The 14957-nt window shown below is 71.1% G+C and carries 11 protein-coding genes; 6 read left to right on the top strand and 5 right to left on the bottom strand.

Features of this window, described 5'->3' with window-relative positions; translation table 11 throughout:
* Positions 1–119: 119 nt before the first annotated feature.
* The 3 genes from ACIO6U_RS20865 to metH form a co-directional block, all read right to left on the bottom strand.
* Positions 120–1679, bottom strand: coding sequence for an ABC transporter substrate-binding protein (locus ACIO6U_RS20865; RefSeq protein WP_355333024.1), 1560 nt, complete (start codon positions 1677–1679; stop codon positions 120–122).
* Between the two features lie 332 nt (positions 1680–2011).
* Positions 2012–2713 carry an HAD family hydrolase gene (locus ACIO6U_RS20860; RefSeq protein WP_401721133.1) on the bottom strand — a complete coding sequence of 234 codons (702 nt, stop codon included), beginning with the start codon at positions 2711–2713 and terminating at the stop codon, positions 2012–2014.
* A gap of 155 nt (positions 2714–2868) precedes the next feature.
* Entirely contained in the window at positions 2869–6357 is a 3489-nt protein-coding gene (metH, locus tag ACIO6U_RS20855; protein WP_355333029.1) for a methionine synthase, read from the bottom strand.
* Positions 6358–6686: 329 nt separating this feature from the next.
* Between metH and ACIO6U_RS20850 the strand changes: the two genes are divergently transcribed.
* The 4 genes from ACIO6U_RS20850 to ACIO6U_RS20835 all read left to right on the top strand — a co-directional run bounded on the left by ACIO6U_RS20850 (position 6687) and on the right by ACIO6U_RS20835 (position 11693).
* Positions 6687–7451 carry an IclR family transcriptional regulator gene (locus ACIO6U_RS20850; RefSeq protein WP_401721130.1) on the top strand — a complete coding sequence of 255 codons (765 nt, stop codon included), beginning with the start codon at positions 6687–6689 and terminating at the stop codon, positions 7449–7451.
* Positions 7452–7640: 189 nt separating this feature from the next.
* Complete coding sequence (locus tag ACIO6U_RS20845; RefSeq protein ID WP_391161063.1) at positions 7641–8429, top strand: aquaporin; 789 nt, start codon at positions 7641–7643, stop codon at positions 8427–8429.
* Positions 8430–8499: 70 nt separating this feature from the next.
* Positions 8500–10077, top strand: coding sequence for a glycerol kinase GlpK (gene glpK, locus ACIO6U_RS20840; protein ID WP_355333035.1), 1578 nt, complete (start codon positions 8500–8502; stop codon positions 10075–10077).
* Positions 10078–10085: 8 nt separating this feature from the next.
* The gene (locus ACIO6U_RS20835; protein ID WP_355333038.1) at positions 10086–11693 is read left to right on the top strand and encodes a glycerol-3-phosphate dehydrogenase/oxidase; all 1608 of its coding nucleotides are present in this window, start codon (positions 10086–10088) and stop codon (positions 11691–11693) included.
* Here the strand turns inward: ACIO6U_RS20835 and ACIO6U_RS20830 are convergent.
* Entirely contained in the window at positions 11690–12559 is an 870-nt protein-coding gene (locus tag ACIO6U_RS20830; protein WP_401721125.1) for a hypothetical protein, read from the bottom strand. The genes ACIO6U_RS20835 and ACIO6U_RS20830 overlap by 4 nt on opposite strands.
* Positions 12556–13131 (bottom strand): TIGR03086 family metal-binding protein, encoded by a 576-nt coding sequence (locus ACIO6U_RS20825; protein ID WP_391161069.1) that lies wholly within the window; start codon positions 13129–13131, stop codon positions 12556–12558. Before ACIO6U_RS20825 ends, ACIO6U_RS20830 begins: the two co-directional genes overlap by 4 nt.
* Before the next feature lie 156 nt (positions 13132–13287).
* On the opposite strand from ACIO6U_RS20825, the gene ACIO6U_RS20820 reads away from it, so the two are divergent.
* Positions 13288–14139 (top strand): DUF6597 domain-containing transcriptional factor, encoded by an 852-nt coding sequence (locus ACIO6U_RS20820; protein WP_401721122.1) that lies wholly within the window; start codon positions 13288–13290, stop codon positions 14137–14139.
* Positions 14140–14285: 146 nt separating this feature from the next.
* Positions 14286–14957 (top strand): FadR/GntR family transcriptional regulator, encoded by a 672-nt coding sequence (locus ACIO6U_RS20815; protein WP_355333046.1) that lies wholly within the window; start codon positions 14286–14288, stop codon positions 14955–14957.

Raw genomic sequence — 14957 nt, 5'->3', positions numbered from 1 at the left:
GTCTTTCTTCAGGAACAGAACAGGCTCAGGTACGGCTCAGGTACGGGCTGGGGTGCGGGCTGGGGAACAGCCGCGGCGGCCGGTCCGCGGGGGCGTCACCCCCGCGGACCGGCCGTCCGTCACTTGGAGCCGAGCTCGTAGAACCGGAACATCGTCGGGTCGAGCGCCTTGTCGGCGCCGGTCACGCCGTCACGGATGACCACGGTCTGCTTGCCCTGCCAGAGCGGGATGATCGGGACGTCGTCGGCGACGATCTTCTGGATGTCGGCGAACGCCTGGTCGCGCACCTTGGCGTCGTCCGTGCCCTGCTCCTTGACCAGGAGCTGCTGGATCTCCGGGTTGTCGTAGCCGGTGCCGAGGAAGGGCTGCTTGCCCAGGAACGGCGAGACGTCGTTGTCGGCGTCCGGCAGGTCGGGGAACCAGCCGATCATGTACGAGGCGTACGTGTCGGACTTCTCGTCCTTCTGGTACTGCTGCCACTCGGTGGAGCTGAGCTTCACCTTGAACAGGCCGGTGGCCTCCAGTTGCCGCTTGATCGCGGTGGCCTCGTCGGCCGCCGCGGCGCCGTAGTGGCTGGGGGTCCAGGCGTACGCGATGTCGACGGGGGCGGTGATGCCCGCGTCCTTGAGTATCGCGGCGGCCTTGGCCTTGTCCGGGGCGCCGTACTTGTCCTTGAATGCCTCGGTGTGGCCCTGGATGCCGTTGCCGACCATGGAGTAGAGCGGGGCCACGGTGCCGTCGTAGGCGTCCTTGGCGATGCCCTCGCGGTCGATGACCTGGGCGACGGCCTGGCGGACCGCCTTCTGGTCGGACGGCTTCACCTTGGCGTCGAAGACCAGGTAGCGCTTCTCGGTGCCGGTGCCGTCGAGCACCTGGATGCCGGAGGTCTTCTTCAGGTCCGCGGTGTCGGTGGGCGACAGGGTGCGGAAGGCCGCGTTGACCGTGCCGTCCTTGACGGCCTGCTTGAGCGCGGACGCCTCGGAGAAGTACTGGAGCACGAACTGGCCGTTGTTGAGCTTGGCCGGGCCCTTGTAGGTCTTGCTGGCCAGGAACGACGCCTGCTGCTTGGGCGTGTACTTGTCCAGCGTGTACGGACCCGAGCCGATGATCTTCGAGCCGTCGAGGAGCTTGTCCTTCGGGAAGGTCTTCTCGTCGACGATCGCGCCCGCGTCGGTGGCGAGCACCGAGGGGAAGGTCGAGTCGGCGTTCTTCAGGTGGAAGACCACCTGGTCGTCGCCCTTGGCCTCGGTGCTGTCCAGGCTGGCGAGCAGGCTGGACGGGCCGTTGGGCGCCGCGATGCCGACCATGCGGTCGAACGAGAACTTCACCGACGCGGCGGTGAGCTTGTCGCCGTTGGAGAACACCAGCCCCGGCTGGAGCGTGCAGGCGTACGTCTTCGGGTCGGTGAAGGCGCACGACTTGGCCGCGTCCGGTTCCGGCGTGGTGCCGCCGGTCGGGAAGTGCATGACCTTCTGGTAGACGCTGTCGATGACCTCCCAGGAGCCGTAGTCGTACGCTCCCGCGGGGTCGAGTGACGACACCGAGTCGATGGTTCCGACGATCACGGCGCCTTTTCCGCCACCGGCCGACGAGTTGTCCTTCTTGCCACCACACGCGGACGCACCGACGGCCAGGAAGGCCACGGCGGCTGCGGCGACGACACGCTTGTTACGTGACATCCAGTGAATCCCCTTGCTCAAATGCCGGTCGTTCGATTCGGCATTGACCAGCAGGGACACTAGCCGGAGGGACCTACTCCGCTAGAGCACGGCGAAGTTGAGGCGGAATTACATACCGATAACGGGGCTCGGAGCACCGATAAACGGACGGCGGTACGATCCCTCCCCGGTCGGAACATTGCGGACATTCAGCCGCGCCACACGTCCCGATCTGCGGATCTCATCCAGGCAGGACAGCGCGGCGTCGACCTCCCCGCGCGTGACATAGATCACCAGGGGCCGGATTCCGACCTGTGAGACGCCTCTGGACGGTTCCTATTCAGCAAATACGCTCAGTGAACGCGCGCATTCAAAGCGCGCAGGAAAGGCACGCTCAGCTCTTCGAGCGAACCGACGACCGTACGCCCTGGAGCGGCCTCGACGGGCACCAGCGAGGGCACCGCGACCACCCGGCAGCCCGCCGCCTCGGCGGACGCCACACCGGTCAGGGTGTCCTCGACGACCACACAGGCGGCCGGGTCCGCGCCCAGCCGGGCGGCGGCGGTCAGATACGGCTCGGGGTGCGGCTTGGTGCGGCTCACCTCGTCCCCCGCGACGGTGAAGGCGAAGTTCTCCGCGCCCAGCGTGCGCAGCATCACATCGATGGTCCGCCGGTGCGAGGCGGACACCAAGGCGGTCGGGACGCCGTACGCGGCCAGCTCGGTGAGCAGCCTGCGGGCGCCGGGCATCAGCGGCGCGCCCCGGGCGATCAGCTTCTCGAAGCGGATGTTGACCGCCAGCATCAGCTCGGCCAGCGTCGCGTCCGCGCCGGTGGCGGCGATCAGGTGCCCCACGCTGCGGGCCATCGGGCCGCCGATCACCACCTCGCGGTGCGCCTCGTCCAGCACGTGCCCGAGGTCCGCGAAGACCTCACTCTCCGCCGCCCACCAGATGCCCTCGGTGTCCACCAAGGTGCCGTCCATGTCGAGGAGCACCGCCTGGAGGGCGGGGCCTTGCGCCATACGGGTGTCGGCGACAGGGATGCTGCTGGCCATACGCCCCACTCCTCGGCTCGCGCGGTTCCCGGTGCCGGTCGGGCCGGCCCGTCCCGTTTCCGGGGGACACAAAGGCCGGTCGCCGCGTCCCGCGGACGGGAAGGCGACCGGCCTGTGCCGGACCGTCAAGTGTACGACTCGCTGGTGAGCCGCGCTCAACGCGCGTTGAAGTACTTGGCCTCCGGGTGGTGAATGATGATCGCGTCGGTGGACTGCTCGGGGTGCAGCTGGAACTCCTCCGACAGCTCCACGCCGATCCTGCCCGGCTCCAGCAGGTCCGCGATCTTCGCCCGGTCCTCCAGGTCGGGGCAGGCCCCGTAGCCCAGCGAGAAGCGCGCGCCGCGGTACTTCAGCGCGAACATGTCCTCGACCTCGTCCGGGTCCTCACCGGCGAAGCCCAGCTCCGAGCGAACCCGCGCGTGCCAGTACTCCGCAAGTGCCTCCGCGAGCTGCACGGACAGGCCGTGCAGCTCCAGGTAGTCCCGGTAGGAGTCGGTCGCGAACAGCTCGTTGGCCGCCTCGGAGACCCGGTTGCCGACGGTGACGACCTGGAAGCCCACCACGTCTGTCTCACCGGACTCCTCGGGCCGGAAGAAGTCCGCGAGGCAGAGCTGCCGCCCCCTGCGCTGGCGGGGGAAGGTGAAGCGGGTCCGCTCGGTGCCGTCCTCGCGCAGCACGATCAGGTCGTCGCCCTTGGACACGCACGGGAAGTAGCCGTAGGTCACGGCGGCCTCCAGCAGGCCCTCCGACTGCATCCTGGTCAGCAGCCCGCGCAGCCGGGGCCGGCCCTCGGACTCCACCAGCTCCTCGTACGTCGGACCGGTCGAGCGGGCCTGCTTCAGGCCCCACTGGCCCTTGAACAGGGCGCCCTCGTCCAGCCAGGACGCGTAGTCGGCGAGCTGGATGCCCTTGACGACCCGGCTGCCCCAGAACGGCGGGGTGGGGACGGGGTTGTCGACCGCGACGTCGGAGCGGATCTGGCCGAGGTTGACCGCCTTGTCCGGTCCGTCCGGCTCCGGCTGCTCGCGCTTGGGCACCCGGCGCTGCTTCAGCTCCGGCAGCGCCGCGCCCGGCACGCCGCGCTTGACGCCGATCAGCGCGTCCATCAGCCGCAGGCCCTCGAACGCGTCGCGGGCGTAGCGGACCTCGCCCTCGTAGATCTCGTGCAGGTCCTGCTCCACATAGGCGCGGGTCAGGGCGGCGCCGCCGAGGATCACCGGGAAGTCGGCGGACAGGCCGCGCTGGTTCAGCTCCTCCAGGTTCTCCTTCATGATCACCGTGGACTTCACCAGCAGGCCCGACATGCCGATCACATCGGCGCGGTGCTCCTGCGCGGCGTCCAGGATCGCCGAGACCGGCTGCTTGATGCCGAGGTTGACGACGTTGTAGCCGTTGTTGGACAAGATGATGTCGACCAGGTTCTTGCCGATGTCGTGGACGTCGCCGCGCACGGTGGCCAGCACGATGGTGCCCTTGCCCTCGTCGTCCGACTTCTCCATGTGCGGCTCCAGATACGCCACCGCGGTCTTCATCACCTCGGCGGACTGGAGCACGAACGGAAGCTGCATCTGGCCCGAGCCGAACAGCTCGCCGACCACCTTCATGCCCGCGAGCAGCGTCTCGTTGACGATGTCCAGGGCGGGCCGCTCGGCCAGCGCCTCGTCCAGGTCGGCGGACAGGCCGTTCTTCTCGCCGTCGATGATCCGGCGCTGGAGCCGCTCGTCCAGCGGCAGCGCCAGCAGTTCCTCGGCGCGGCTGGCCTTCAGCGACTTGTTGTCGACGCCGTCGAACAGCTCCATCAGGCGTTGCAGCGGGTCGTAGCCCTCGCGCCGCCGGTCGTGGATCAGGTCGAGCGCGACCTCGCGCTGCTCCTCGGGGATGCGGGCGATCGGCAGGATCTTGGAGGCGTGCACGATCGCCGAGTCCAGGCCCGCCTTGACACACTCGTCGAGGAAGACCGAGTTGAGCACCACGCGCGCGGCCGGGTTGAGGCCGAAGGAGATGTTCGACAGGCCGAGGGTGGTCTGCACGTCGGGGTGGCGGCGCTTCAGCTCGCGGATCGCCTCGACGGTGGCGACGCCGTCCTTGCGGGACTCCTCCTGGCCGGTACAGATGGTGAAGGTCAGGCAGTCGATCAGGATGTCCGACTCGTTGATGCCGTAGTTGCCGGTCAGGTCGTCGATCAGCCGCTCGGCGATCCCGACCTTCTTCTCGACGGTACGGGCCTGGCCCTCCTCGTCGATGGTGAGCGCGATCAGCGCGGCGCCGTGCTCCTGGGCGAGCGCGGTCACCTTGGCGAACCGGGACTCGGGGCCGTCGCCGTCCTCGTAGTTGACGGAGTTGAGCACCGCCCGGCCGCCCAGCTTCTCCAGTCCCGCCCGCAGGACGTCCACCTCGGTGGAGTCGAGCACGATCGGCAGGGTGGAGGCGGTGGCGAAGCGCCCGGCGACCTCGGCCATGTCGGCGACGCCGTCCCGGCCCACGTAGTCCACGCACAGGTCGAGCAGGTGGGCGCCCTCGCGGATCTGGTCGCGGGCCATCTCCACGCAGTCCTCCCAGCGGCCCTCCAGCATCGCGTCGCGGAACTTGCGGGAGCCGTTGGCGTTGGTGCGCTCGCCGATCGCCAGGTACGAGCTGTCCTGGCGGAAGGGGACCGTCTGGTAGAGGGAGGCGGCGCCCGCCTCGGGGCGCGGCCTGCGCGGGTGCAGGTCCTGCCCGCCGACCCGCTCCACGAGCTGCCGCAGGTGCTCGGGCGTGGTGCCGCAGCAGCCGCCGACCAGGGACAGGCCGTACTCGCGGGCGAACGTCTCGTGCGCGTCGGCCAGTTCTGAGGCCGTGAGCGGGTAGTGCGCGCCGTCCTTGGTGAGCACCGGCAGGCCCGCGTTGGGCATGGCGGACAGCGGGATACGCGAGTGCCGGGCGAGATAGCGCAGGTGCTCGCTCATCTCGGCGGGTCCGGTCGCGCAGTTGAGGCCGATCATGTCGATGCCGAGGGGTTCGAGCGCGGTGAGCGCCGCGCCGATCTCCGAGCCGAGCAGCATGGTGCCGGTGGTCTCCACGGTCACCGAACAGATCAGCGGCAGGCTCACCCCGGCCGACGCCATCGCGCGGTGGGCCGCGATCACGGCCGCCTTGGTCTGGAGCAGGTCCTGGGTGGTCTCGATGATCAGCGCGTCGGCGCCGCCCGCAATCAGCCCCGCCGCGTTGGCCTCGTAGCCGTCGCGCAGTACGCCGTACGGGGCGTGGCCGAGCGTCGGCAGCTTGGTGCCGGGGCCCATCGAGCCGAGCACCCAGCGCGGGCGGCCGTCGGCGGCGAAGCCGTCGGCGACCTCGCGGGCCAGGCGGGCGCCGGCCTGCGACAGTTCGTGGATCCGCTCGGGGATGTCGTACTCGCCGAGCGCGGAGTGGTTGGCGCCGAAGGTGTTGGTCTCGACGCAGTCCACGCCGACCGAGAAGTACGCCTCGTGGACCGAGCGCACGATGTCGGGGCGGGTGATGTTCAGGATCTCGTTGCAGCCTTCGAGCTGCTGGAAGTCGTCGAGCGTCGGCTCCTGCGCCTGGAGCATGGTGCCCATGGCGCCGTCGGCGACGACCACGCGGGAGGCGAGCGCCTCGCGGAGGGCGGCGGCGCGGGGTGCGTCCATCGGCGACGCGGTCGGGGACGTACGCGTCGGTGCCGTGTTCGTCCCCGATGGGGAGGAACCGGACGTACCAGACGTAGGGGACGACGGAGAAAGCGAGGCCATGGAACGTGCTCCCTGGGATGCGACGGCTGTCGGCTATGCGTTCCCCGCCGGGGCCGACGGATCGGAGGGCGGCGGGACGCGCACCCGGCCAGCCTAGCGGGCCGCACCGTCCGGGCTCGAAGGCATTCCGATGGGCGGACCGTGGTGCCAGAATCATCTCTGAGATGATGGCGGTCGACATTGTCGACCGCCGATCATGACACCCCCCTCTGCTTGGAGTGCCGCCGATGCCAGGTCCCATCCAGTCACTGGAACGCGCGGCGGCGATTTTGCGGCTGCTGGCCGGCGGTGAGCGCCGGCTGGGGCTCACCGACGTGGCCTCGTCGCTCGGCCTGGCCAAGGGCACCGCGCACGGCATCCTGCGCACCCTCCAGCAGGAGGGCTTCGTCGAACAGGAGCCGGTCTCCGGCAAGTACCAGCTCGGCGCGGAGCTGCTGCGGCTGGGCAACAGCTATCTGGACGTGCACGAATTGCGGGCCCGCGCGCTGGTGTGGACCGACGACCTGGCCAGGTCAAGCGGCGAGGCGGCGTATCTCGGGGTGCTGCACCAGGACGGCGTGCTGATCGTGCACCACGTCTTCCGGCCGGACGACAGCCGCCAGGCGCTGGAGGTGGGCGCGATGCACCCGCTGCACAGCACCGCGCTCGGCAAGGTGCTGTCCGCCTTCGACCCGGTGGCGCACAACGAGGTGACCGAGCACGAGCGGGCGACGCTCACCGTGCGCACCGTCACCGACATCACCGACTTCGAGGCGCTGCTGGACCTCACCAGGGCGCGCGGCTGGGCCGCCGACCTGGAGGAGACGTGGGAGGGCGTGGCCTCGGTCGCGGCGCCCGTCTACGACCGGCGGCGGATGCCGGTGGGCGCGGTGGGCATCACCGGCGCCGTGGAACGGGTCTGCGACGAGGGCGGCATCCAGGCCCGGCTGGTGGCGGCGGTACGGGACTGCGCCCGCGCCGTCTCCCGCGATCTGGGCGCCGCCCGCTTCTGATCCGCCCCGCCCGTATCCGGCCCTCGACGCCGCGCCCGCGCGGCCTTCTCCCGCGTTTCACCGTCCACTCCTCTTGACCTGCCGCTCCCGGAGAGAAAATATTCGCTGTACGGTCGACATTGTCGAACGCCGGACGCGATTCGGGTCGCCCGTGCCCTGACGTAAAGACACTTGGACAAAGGAGTCGCTGTGTCCAACGGCCATATCTTCATCGGCGAGACCTTCGGCACCGCCGTGCTCATCCTGCTCGGTGGCGGCGTCTGCGCCGCCGTCACGCTCAAGAAGTCGAAGGCCCGGGGAGCGGGCTGGGTCGCCATCTCCTTCGGCTGGGGATTCGCGGTGCTCGGCGGCGCCTACATCGCCAACGGCTACTCGGGCGGCCAGCTCAACCCGGCGGTCACCCTCGGCGTGGCGATCAAGACCGGTGTGTGGCACACCGTGCCCTTCTACCTGATGGGGCAGTTGCTCGGCGCGATGATCGGCGCCTTCCTGGTGTGGGTGGCCTACCTGGGCCAGTTCCAGGCGCACTTGACCGACCCCGAGATCGTCGGCGCGGGCACGACCTCCCCCGAGGGCCCGGAGACCGACCGCAAGGGGCAGCCCGCGGGACCCGTGCTCGGCGTCTTCTCCACCGGACCCGAGATACGGAACCCGGTGCAGAACCTCCTCACCGAGGTCATCGGCACCGCCGTCCTGGTGCTCTTCATCCTCACCCAGGGCATGACGACCGGACTCGCGCTCAACGGCACCGGCATCCTGCTCACCGCGCTCCTCGTCGTCGGTATCGGCCTGTCGCTCGGCGGCCCCACCGGGTACGCGATCAACCCGTTCCGCGACCTCGGCCCGCGTATCGTGCACAGCCTTCTGCCGCTGCCCAACAAGGGCGGCTCGGACTGGAGCTACGCGTGGATCCCGGTGCTGGGCCCGCTGGCCGGCGCCGCGATAGCCGGCGGCCTGTACAAGCTCGCCTTCACGTAGGGCCGCCGCGAGACCGCCACGCCCACTCCCCCGCAGCCACTTCCCCCGCGCAGATCCCGAGGAGCACCACGTGACCGACACCACCGCCGCCGCCGGCACCCACTCGCACGGCACCGGCCCGTTCATCGCCGCGATCGACCAGGGCACCACGTCGAGCCGCTGCATCGTCTTCGACCGGGACGGCCGGATCGTCGCCGTCGACCAGAAGGAACACGAGCAGATCTTCCCCAAGCCGGGCTGGGTGGAGCACGACGCCGCCGAGATCTGGACCAATGTCCAGGAGGTGGTCGAGGGCGCCATCGCCAAGGCCGCCCAGGACAACGAGGGCTTCAGCGCCGCCGACGTCAAGGCGATCGGCATCACCAACCAGCGCGAGACCACCCTGCTGTGGGACAAGAACACCGGTGAGCCGGTGCACAACGCGCTGGTCTGGCAGGACACCCGCACCGACGTGCTCTGCCGCGAACTGGGCCGCAATGTCGGCCAGGACCGCTTCCGCCGCGAGACCGGCCTGCCGCTCGCCTCGTACTTCGCCGGACCCAAGATCCGCTGGCTGCTGGACAACGTCGAGGGCCTGCGCGAGCGCGCCGAGCGCGGCGAGATCCTCTTCGGCACCATGGACTCCTGGGTGATCTGGAACCTCACCGGCGGTGTCGACGGCGGCCGGCACGTCACCGACGTCACCAACGCCTCCCGCACCCTGCTGATGAACCTGCGCACCCTGGACTGGGACCACAAGATCCTGGAGTCGATCGGCGTACCCGCCGCCGTACTGCCGGAGATCCGTTCCTCCGCCGAGGTGTACGGCAGCACGGTCGGCGGCGTGCTGGACGGCGTGCCGGTGGCCTCCGCGCTCGGCGACCAGCAGGCGGCGCTGTTCGGGCAGACCTGCTTCGCCGAGGGCGAGGCCAAGTCCACCTACGGCACCGGCACCTTCATGCTGATGAACACCGGTGAGACCCCGGTCAACTCCTACAACGGCCTGATCACCACCGTCGGCTACCGGATCGGCGACGACGCGCCGGTCTACGCGCTGGAGGGCTCGATCGCCGTCACCGGCGCGCTGGTGCAGTGGATGCGCGACCAGATGGGGCTGATCAGCACCGCCGCCGAGATCGAGACGCTGGCCTCGTCCGTCGAGGACAACGGCGGCGCCTACTTCGTACCGGCCTTCTCCGGCCTGTTCGCCCCCTACTGGCGCGACGACGCGCGCGGGGTGATCGCCGGGCTGACCCGTTACGTCACCAAGGCGCACATCGCGCGCGCCGTGCTGGAGGCGACGGCCTGGCAGACGCGGGAGATCGCCGACGCCATGACCAAGGACTCCGGCGTCGAACTGGCCGCCCTCAAGGTCGACGGCGGCATGACCTCCAACAACCTGCTCATGCAGACCCTGGCCGACTTCCTGGACGCGCCCGTGGTGCGCCCGATGGTCGCCGAGACCACCTGCCTGGGCGCGGCCTACGCGGCCGGTCTCGCGGTCGGCTTCTGGCCCGACACCGAGGCACTGCGGGCCAACTGGCGGCGCGCCGCCGAGTGGACCCCGCGCATGGACGCGGCCCAACGGGACCGCGAGTACAAGAGCTGGCTCAAGGCCGTGCAGGCCACGATGGGCTGGCTCGAAGAGAGCACCGCAGAGGAGCACTGATTCACCCCATGACCACCTCGCAGCGCGTTCCCGCCCTGGGTTCGCATCCGACCGCAGGCGCCAACCCCGGCAGGGCCGAGACCCGGGATCTGCTCGGCCGTGCCACGTACGACCTGCTGGTGATCGGCGGTGGCATCCTCGGCATCACCACCGCCTGGCACGCCGCGCAGTCGGGGCTGCGGGTGGCCATGGTGGACGCCGGTGACTTCGCCGGGGCCACCTCCTCCGCCTCCTCCAAGCTGCTCCACGGCGGCCTGCGCTACCTCCAGACCGGCGCGGTGAAGCTGGTGGCGGAGAACCACCTGGAGCGGCGCGCGGTCTCCCGTGACATCGCGCCGCACCTGGCCAACCCCCTCACCTTCTATCTGCCGGTCTACAAGGGCGGCCCGCACGGCGCGGCCAAGCTCGGCGCGGGCGTCTTCGCGTACTCGGCGCTGTCCGCCTTCCGCGACGGCGTCGGCCATGTGATCAGCCCGGCCAAGGCCGCGCGGGACGTGCCCGAGCTGCGGACCGACAACCTGCGCGCGGTCGCCGTCTACGAGGACGGGCAGATGAACGACGCCCGGATGGCGCTGATGACGGTACGGGCCGCGGTCGACGCGGGCGCGACCGTGCTCAACCACGCCGAGGTCACCGGGCTGCGCTTCACGCGGGGCCGGGTCACGGGCGCCGATCTGCGCGACCGCGTGGACGGCACCGAATTCGGGGTCGACGCGCGGCTGGTGCTCAACGCCACCGGGCCGTGGGTGGACCACCTGCGGCGGATGGAGGACCCGGCCGCGGCGCCGTCGATCCGGCTGTCCAAGGGCGCGCACCTGGTACTCAAGCGGCACTCGCCGTGGCGGGCGGCGCTGGCCACCCCGATCGACAAGTACCGCATCACCTTCGCCCTGCCCTGGGAGGACATGCTGCTGCTCGGCACCACGGACGAGGTGTACGAGGGCGATCCGGCCGATGTGCGGGTCACCGAGGCCGACATCGCGCAGATCCTGGACGAGGCGGCCTTCTCCGTCCGCGACCAGCAGCTCTCCCGCGACCTGATCACGTACTCCTTCGCGGGTCTGCGGGTGCTGCCCGGCGGTCCCGGCGACACCTCGAAGGCCAAGCGGGAGACGGTCGTCACCGAGGGGACCGGCGGCATGCTGTCGGTGGCGGGCGGCAAGTGGACCACCTTCCGGCACATCGGCCGCACGGTGATGACCAAGCTGGCCGAGCTGCCCGGGCATCCGCTGTCCGACGACATGGAGCCGATGTCGTCGCTGCCGCGCCGGGCCCCGCTGCCCGGTTTCGCCAGCCCCGACGCGGTCGCCCACCGGCTGCTGATCGACGGCGACGCGCCGGGACCGCGCATGGCGGCCGACACCGCCAGGCACCTGGCCACCCACTACGGCTCGCTGGCCTTCGACATCGCGCGGCTGGCCAACGAGGACCCGGAGCTGGCCCGGCGCGTGCACCCGGACGCCCCGGAGATCTGGGCCCAGGTCGTCTACGCCCGCGACCACGAGTGGGCGCAGGACGCGGACGACGTGCTGCGGCGGCGGACGACGCTGACCATCCGCGGTCTCGACACGCCGGAGGTGCGGGAAGGGGTCGAGCGGGTGCTTCGCCGGGACTAGGAAGTGGGGGCCGCCGTCCCTGCGGGCGGTTCCGTCGCGGCGGCCTCGGCCGTCCCGGCGGGCTGGGCCGTCCCGGCGGGCTGGGCCGTCCCGGCGGGCTGGGCCGTCTCGGCGGTCAGGCGGTCGAGTTCGGCGAACAGGGCGGTCGGGGCGGGGCGGCCGGTCCTGGGCAGCAGGGTCAGCCAGCGGTCGCGGCCCTCGTGCCAGAGGCTCACGGGGTTGGCCTCTGCCACGGCCGCGATCGTACGGGCGGGCAGCTCGGCCTCCGCGGCGCGCGACGGCGTCAGCCAGTGCGCGGTGCTGTCCTCGGCGAGCCGGGCCATCCACAGCACATGGCGGGCCGCGTGCCAGAGCGCGTCCCGCGCGCGCAGGTGCTCGCCGCGCGCGGTGACGTGCAGCGCCAGCACCAGCCAGTTGGCGAACCGGCCGCACAGGTCGGCGATCTCGTCGGGCGCCGCGGGGAGCACGGGGTGCTCGGGCACCGCTTCGAGCACCGGCGTCAGCAGCCCTTCGCGGTCGACGACCACCATCCGCTCGACGGCGGCGCCGCGCGCGGGCCAGGTGGCGACCGTCGGGATGTCGTCGGTGGTCGCGAAGTGGAATTCGCCGCGCACCGGGCCCGGGAAGAGCACGACATGGCTGCCGAATTCGTTGAGCAGCACCAGATTGGCCGGGGCGATCTCCCGGCACCACTGCTCGGGTTCCACTTCCGCGCGCCGCTCCGGGTCGAAGAAGAGCCAGAATTCGACGTCGCTGTGGGCGTCGCCCTCCCCCGCGGCGAAGGAGCCGTACATCAGTGCCGCGCCGAGGCGTTCGTCGGCGCGGCACATGTCCCGTACCCGGGCGATGAGGTCGTGCTGGATCATGCCGCCCAGTATGGGTCGCGGCCGGACAGGGCGACAGCGGTTTCGAAGTCGGTGGCACCGGCGGGCGGTGCGACCGGTTCCGCGAAGCCCTTGTACTGCCGGAACATCTCGGCCTGCTCGCGCACGACGGCCAGCAGCAGGGCGCCGGACTTCTCGTCGGCCCTGAACTCCTGCCCGGTGGCCTTGGCGACGTCCCAGCCGTGCAGCAGCAGCTCCATGAAGAGCATTCCGGCGATGTCCTTCGCGGGCATCGCCATGCCGCCCATGTCCAGCTCGCCCTCCCAGGCGGCCGGGTCGGCCCAGGCGTCCGCGGCCCGGTCGAGCTGCCGCGCGTAGGCGGCGGCCCAGCCGGGCTCCGCGGTGAAGTCGCGCTCGCCGAGGTCGGCGGGGTGCGGCTCCTTGCGGGCGCGCAGCTCCATGCCGAGGCCGGTGTACGCGACCCAGTGGTTGATCAGGGTGCGGGTGTCGTAGTCGGGACAGGGCGTGGGGCCGGTGAGCTGGTCGTCGGTGATCCCGGCGGCGACCCGGGCGGCCTCCGCGGCACTGTCGGCGATCTGTGCGTGGAAGTTCATGCCCTCGACGCTAGGCGCGACCGGGGACGGCGGTCTTGAAGAAACGCGACACCCGGCCCGTGTCGCGTGGCCGCGCCGTTGCCGGTGCCCGCGCGTGCCCGTGCGTGCCCGCGCGGGCCCGCGCCGTTGTCGGTGGCCGCGTTTACAGTGACGGGCATGAGCGGGCACGGGCACGGGCTGGGGCGCGGGGTGCTGAGGCCGGAGGCGACGGGCGGGCGCGTCGAAGTACGGCGGCAGCAGCCGCGGCCCGCGCTGGCGGCTCTGGTCGACTTCTACTGGAATCCGCGCTGGGACCTGCGGGGGCGGCCGGACCACGAGCAGAAGGTGCTCGCCCACCCCAATGTCCATCTGGTCTTCGAGGCCCCTGAGCCACTGGTGTACGGGGTGCAGCGGGGGGTGTTCAGCCGTGTGCTGCACGGGCGCGACCAGGTGTTCGGGGTGAAATTCCGGCCGGGCGCCTTCCGGCCGTTCATCGACGGGCCGGTGGCGGAGCTGGCCGACCGCGCGGTGCCCGCGGCCGGTCTGCTGGGCGGCCCGGCCGGGGCCGTCGAGGCGCTGAGCCGGGAGATCCTGGCACTGGACGACCTGGCGGCGATGACGGCGCTGGCCGAGGAGTATCTGCTGGAGCTGCTGCCCGGCACCCGGCAGGACCCGGTGGTGGCCGAGGTGGCGGACCTGGTCGAGAGAATCGAGAGGGGTGTCCCCCCGGCCGATGAGCGCGGGAGGATCACCGCCGGCCCGCAGCTCTTCCGGGTGGACGAGCTGGCCCGCGAGCTGGACCTGCCCGTACGGCGGCTCCAGCGGCTCTTCGCGGAGTACGTGGGGGCGAGCCCCAAGTGGGTGCTGCGCCGGGCCCGGCTGCACGAGGCCGCGGCCCGCGCGGACGGCGGCGCCGACATCGACTGGGCCGCGCTCGCCGCCGACCTGGGCTATGCCGACCAGGCGCACCTGACCCGTGACTTCACCGCGGCGGTCGGCGCGCCGCCGAGCCGGTACGCGAGCCGCTGAGCCCGTACAGGGGGGCGGTTCGGCCGGTTCGGGGGCGGCTGTGCCCGGTTCCGGCCGTTGTTAGGCGTTCCGGCGCGCCGGGCCCATAATGGGGCCTCATACATCGGAGGTCTGGCGGCGGCGGGACCTGGACAGGGGAGGCGCTGATGGCGGTCACCGACGAGGCCATCGAGAGGATCAAGGAGATGATCGTCTCCGGGGCGCTGCGTCCGGGCGACCGGCTCCCCAAGGAGAGCGAACTCGCGGCCGAGCTGGGGTTGTCCCGCAACTCCCTGCGTGAGGCCGTCCGCGCCCTCTCGCTGATCCGCATCCTCGACGTCCGCCAGGGCGACGGCACCTACGTCACCAGCCTCGACCCGCAGCTCCTGCTCGAAGCCCTCAGCTTCGTCGTGGACTTCCACCGCGACGACACCGTGCTCGAATTCCTCGCGGTCCGCCGCATCCTGGAACCCGCCGCCACCGCGATGGCCGCCGTCCGCATCTCCGTCGAGGAGCTGGACGCCCTCGAAGGCAAGCTGGACGCGCTCGGCCCGCAGCCGTCCGTCGAGGAACTGGTCGCCTCCGACCTGGAGTTCCACCGCGGCATCGTCCAGGGCTCGGGCAACTCCGTGCTCTGCTCGCTGCTCGACGGTCTGTCAGGACCCACCACCCGCGCGCGCGTCTGGCGCGGCATCACCCAGGTCGACGCCGTCAGCCGCACGCTGCACGAGCACCGGGCCATTCTCACCGCCCTGCGCGACCGCGACGCCGAGGCTGCCCGTTCGTGGGCGACGGTGCATGTCGCCAGCGTGGAGCAGTGGCTTCGCTCAACGCTTTAG

Source organism: Streptomyces sp. NPDC087422, assembly GCF_044744145.1.
Lineage (GTDB): Bacteria > Actinomycetota > Actinomycetes > Streptomycetales > Streptomycetaceae > Actinacidiphila.
This window is presented reverse-complemented; position numbering and strand designations above follow the sequence as displayed.

What these genes read in the sequence shown, in the direction of transcription:
- ACIO6U_RS20865 (WP_355333024.1), bottom strand. Translation starts at nt 1,679, where the DNA reads ATGTCACGTAACAAGCGTGTCGTCGCCGCAGCCGCCGTGGCCTTCCTG.
- ACIO6U_RS20860 (WP_401721133.1), bottom strand. Translation starts at nt 2,713, where the DNA reads ATGGCCAGCAGCATCCCTGTCGCCGACACCCGTATGGCGCAAGGCCCC.
- metH (WP_355333029.1), bottom strand. Translation starts at nt 6,357, where the DNA reads ATGGACGCACCCCGCGCCGCCGCCCTCCGCGAGGCGCTCGCCTCCCGC.
- ACIO6U_RS20850 (WP_401721130.1), top strand. Translation starts at nt 6,687, where the DNA reads ATGCCAGGTCCCATCCAGTCACTGGAACGCGCGGCGGCGATTTTGCGG.
- ACIO6U_RS20835 (WP_355333038.1), top strand. Translation starts at nt 10,086, where the DNA reads ATGACCACCTCGCAGCGCGTTCCCGCCCTGGGTTCGCATCCGACCGCA.
- ACIO6U_RS20830 (WP_401721125.1), bottom strand. Translation starts at nt 12,559, where the DNA reads ATGATCCAGCACGACCTCATCGCCCGGGTACGGGACATGTGCCGCGCC.
- ACIO6U_RS20825 (WP_391161069.1), bottom strand. Translation starts at nt 13,131, where the DNA reads ATGAACTTCCACGCACAGATCGCCGACAGTGCCGCGGAGGCCGCCCGG.
- ACIO6U_RS20820 (WP_401721122.1), top strand. Translation starts at nt 13,288, where the DNA reads ATGAGCGGGCACGGGCACGGGCTGGGGCGCGGGGTGCTGAGGCCGGAG.
- ACIO6U_RS20815 (WP_355333046.1), top strand. Translation starts at nt 14,286, where the DNA reads ATGGCGGTCACCGACGAGGCCATCGAGAGGATCAAGGAGATGATCGTC.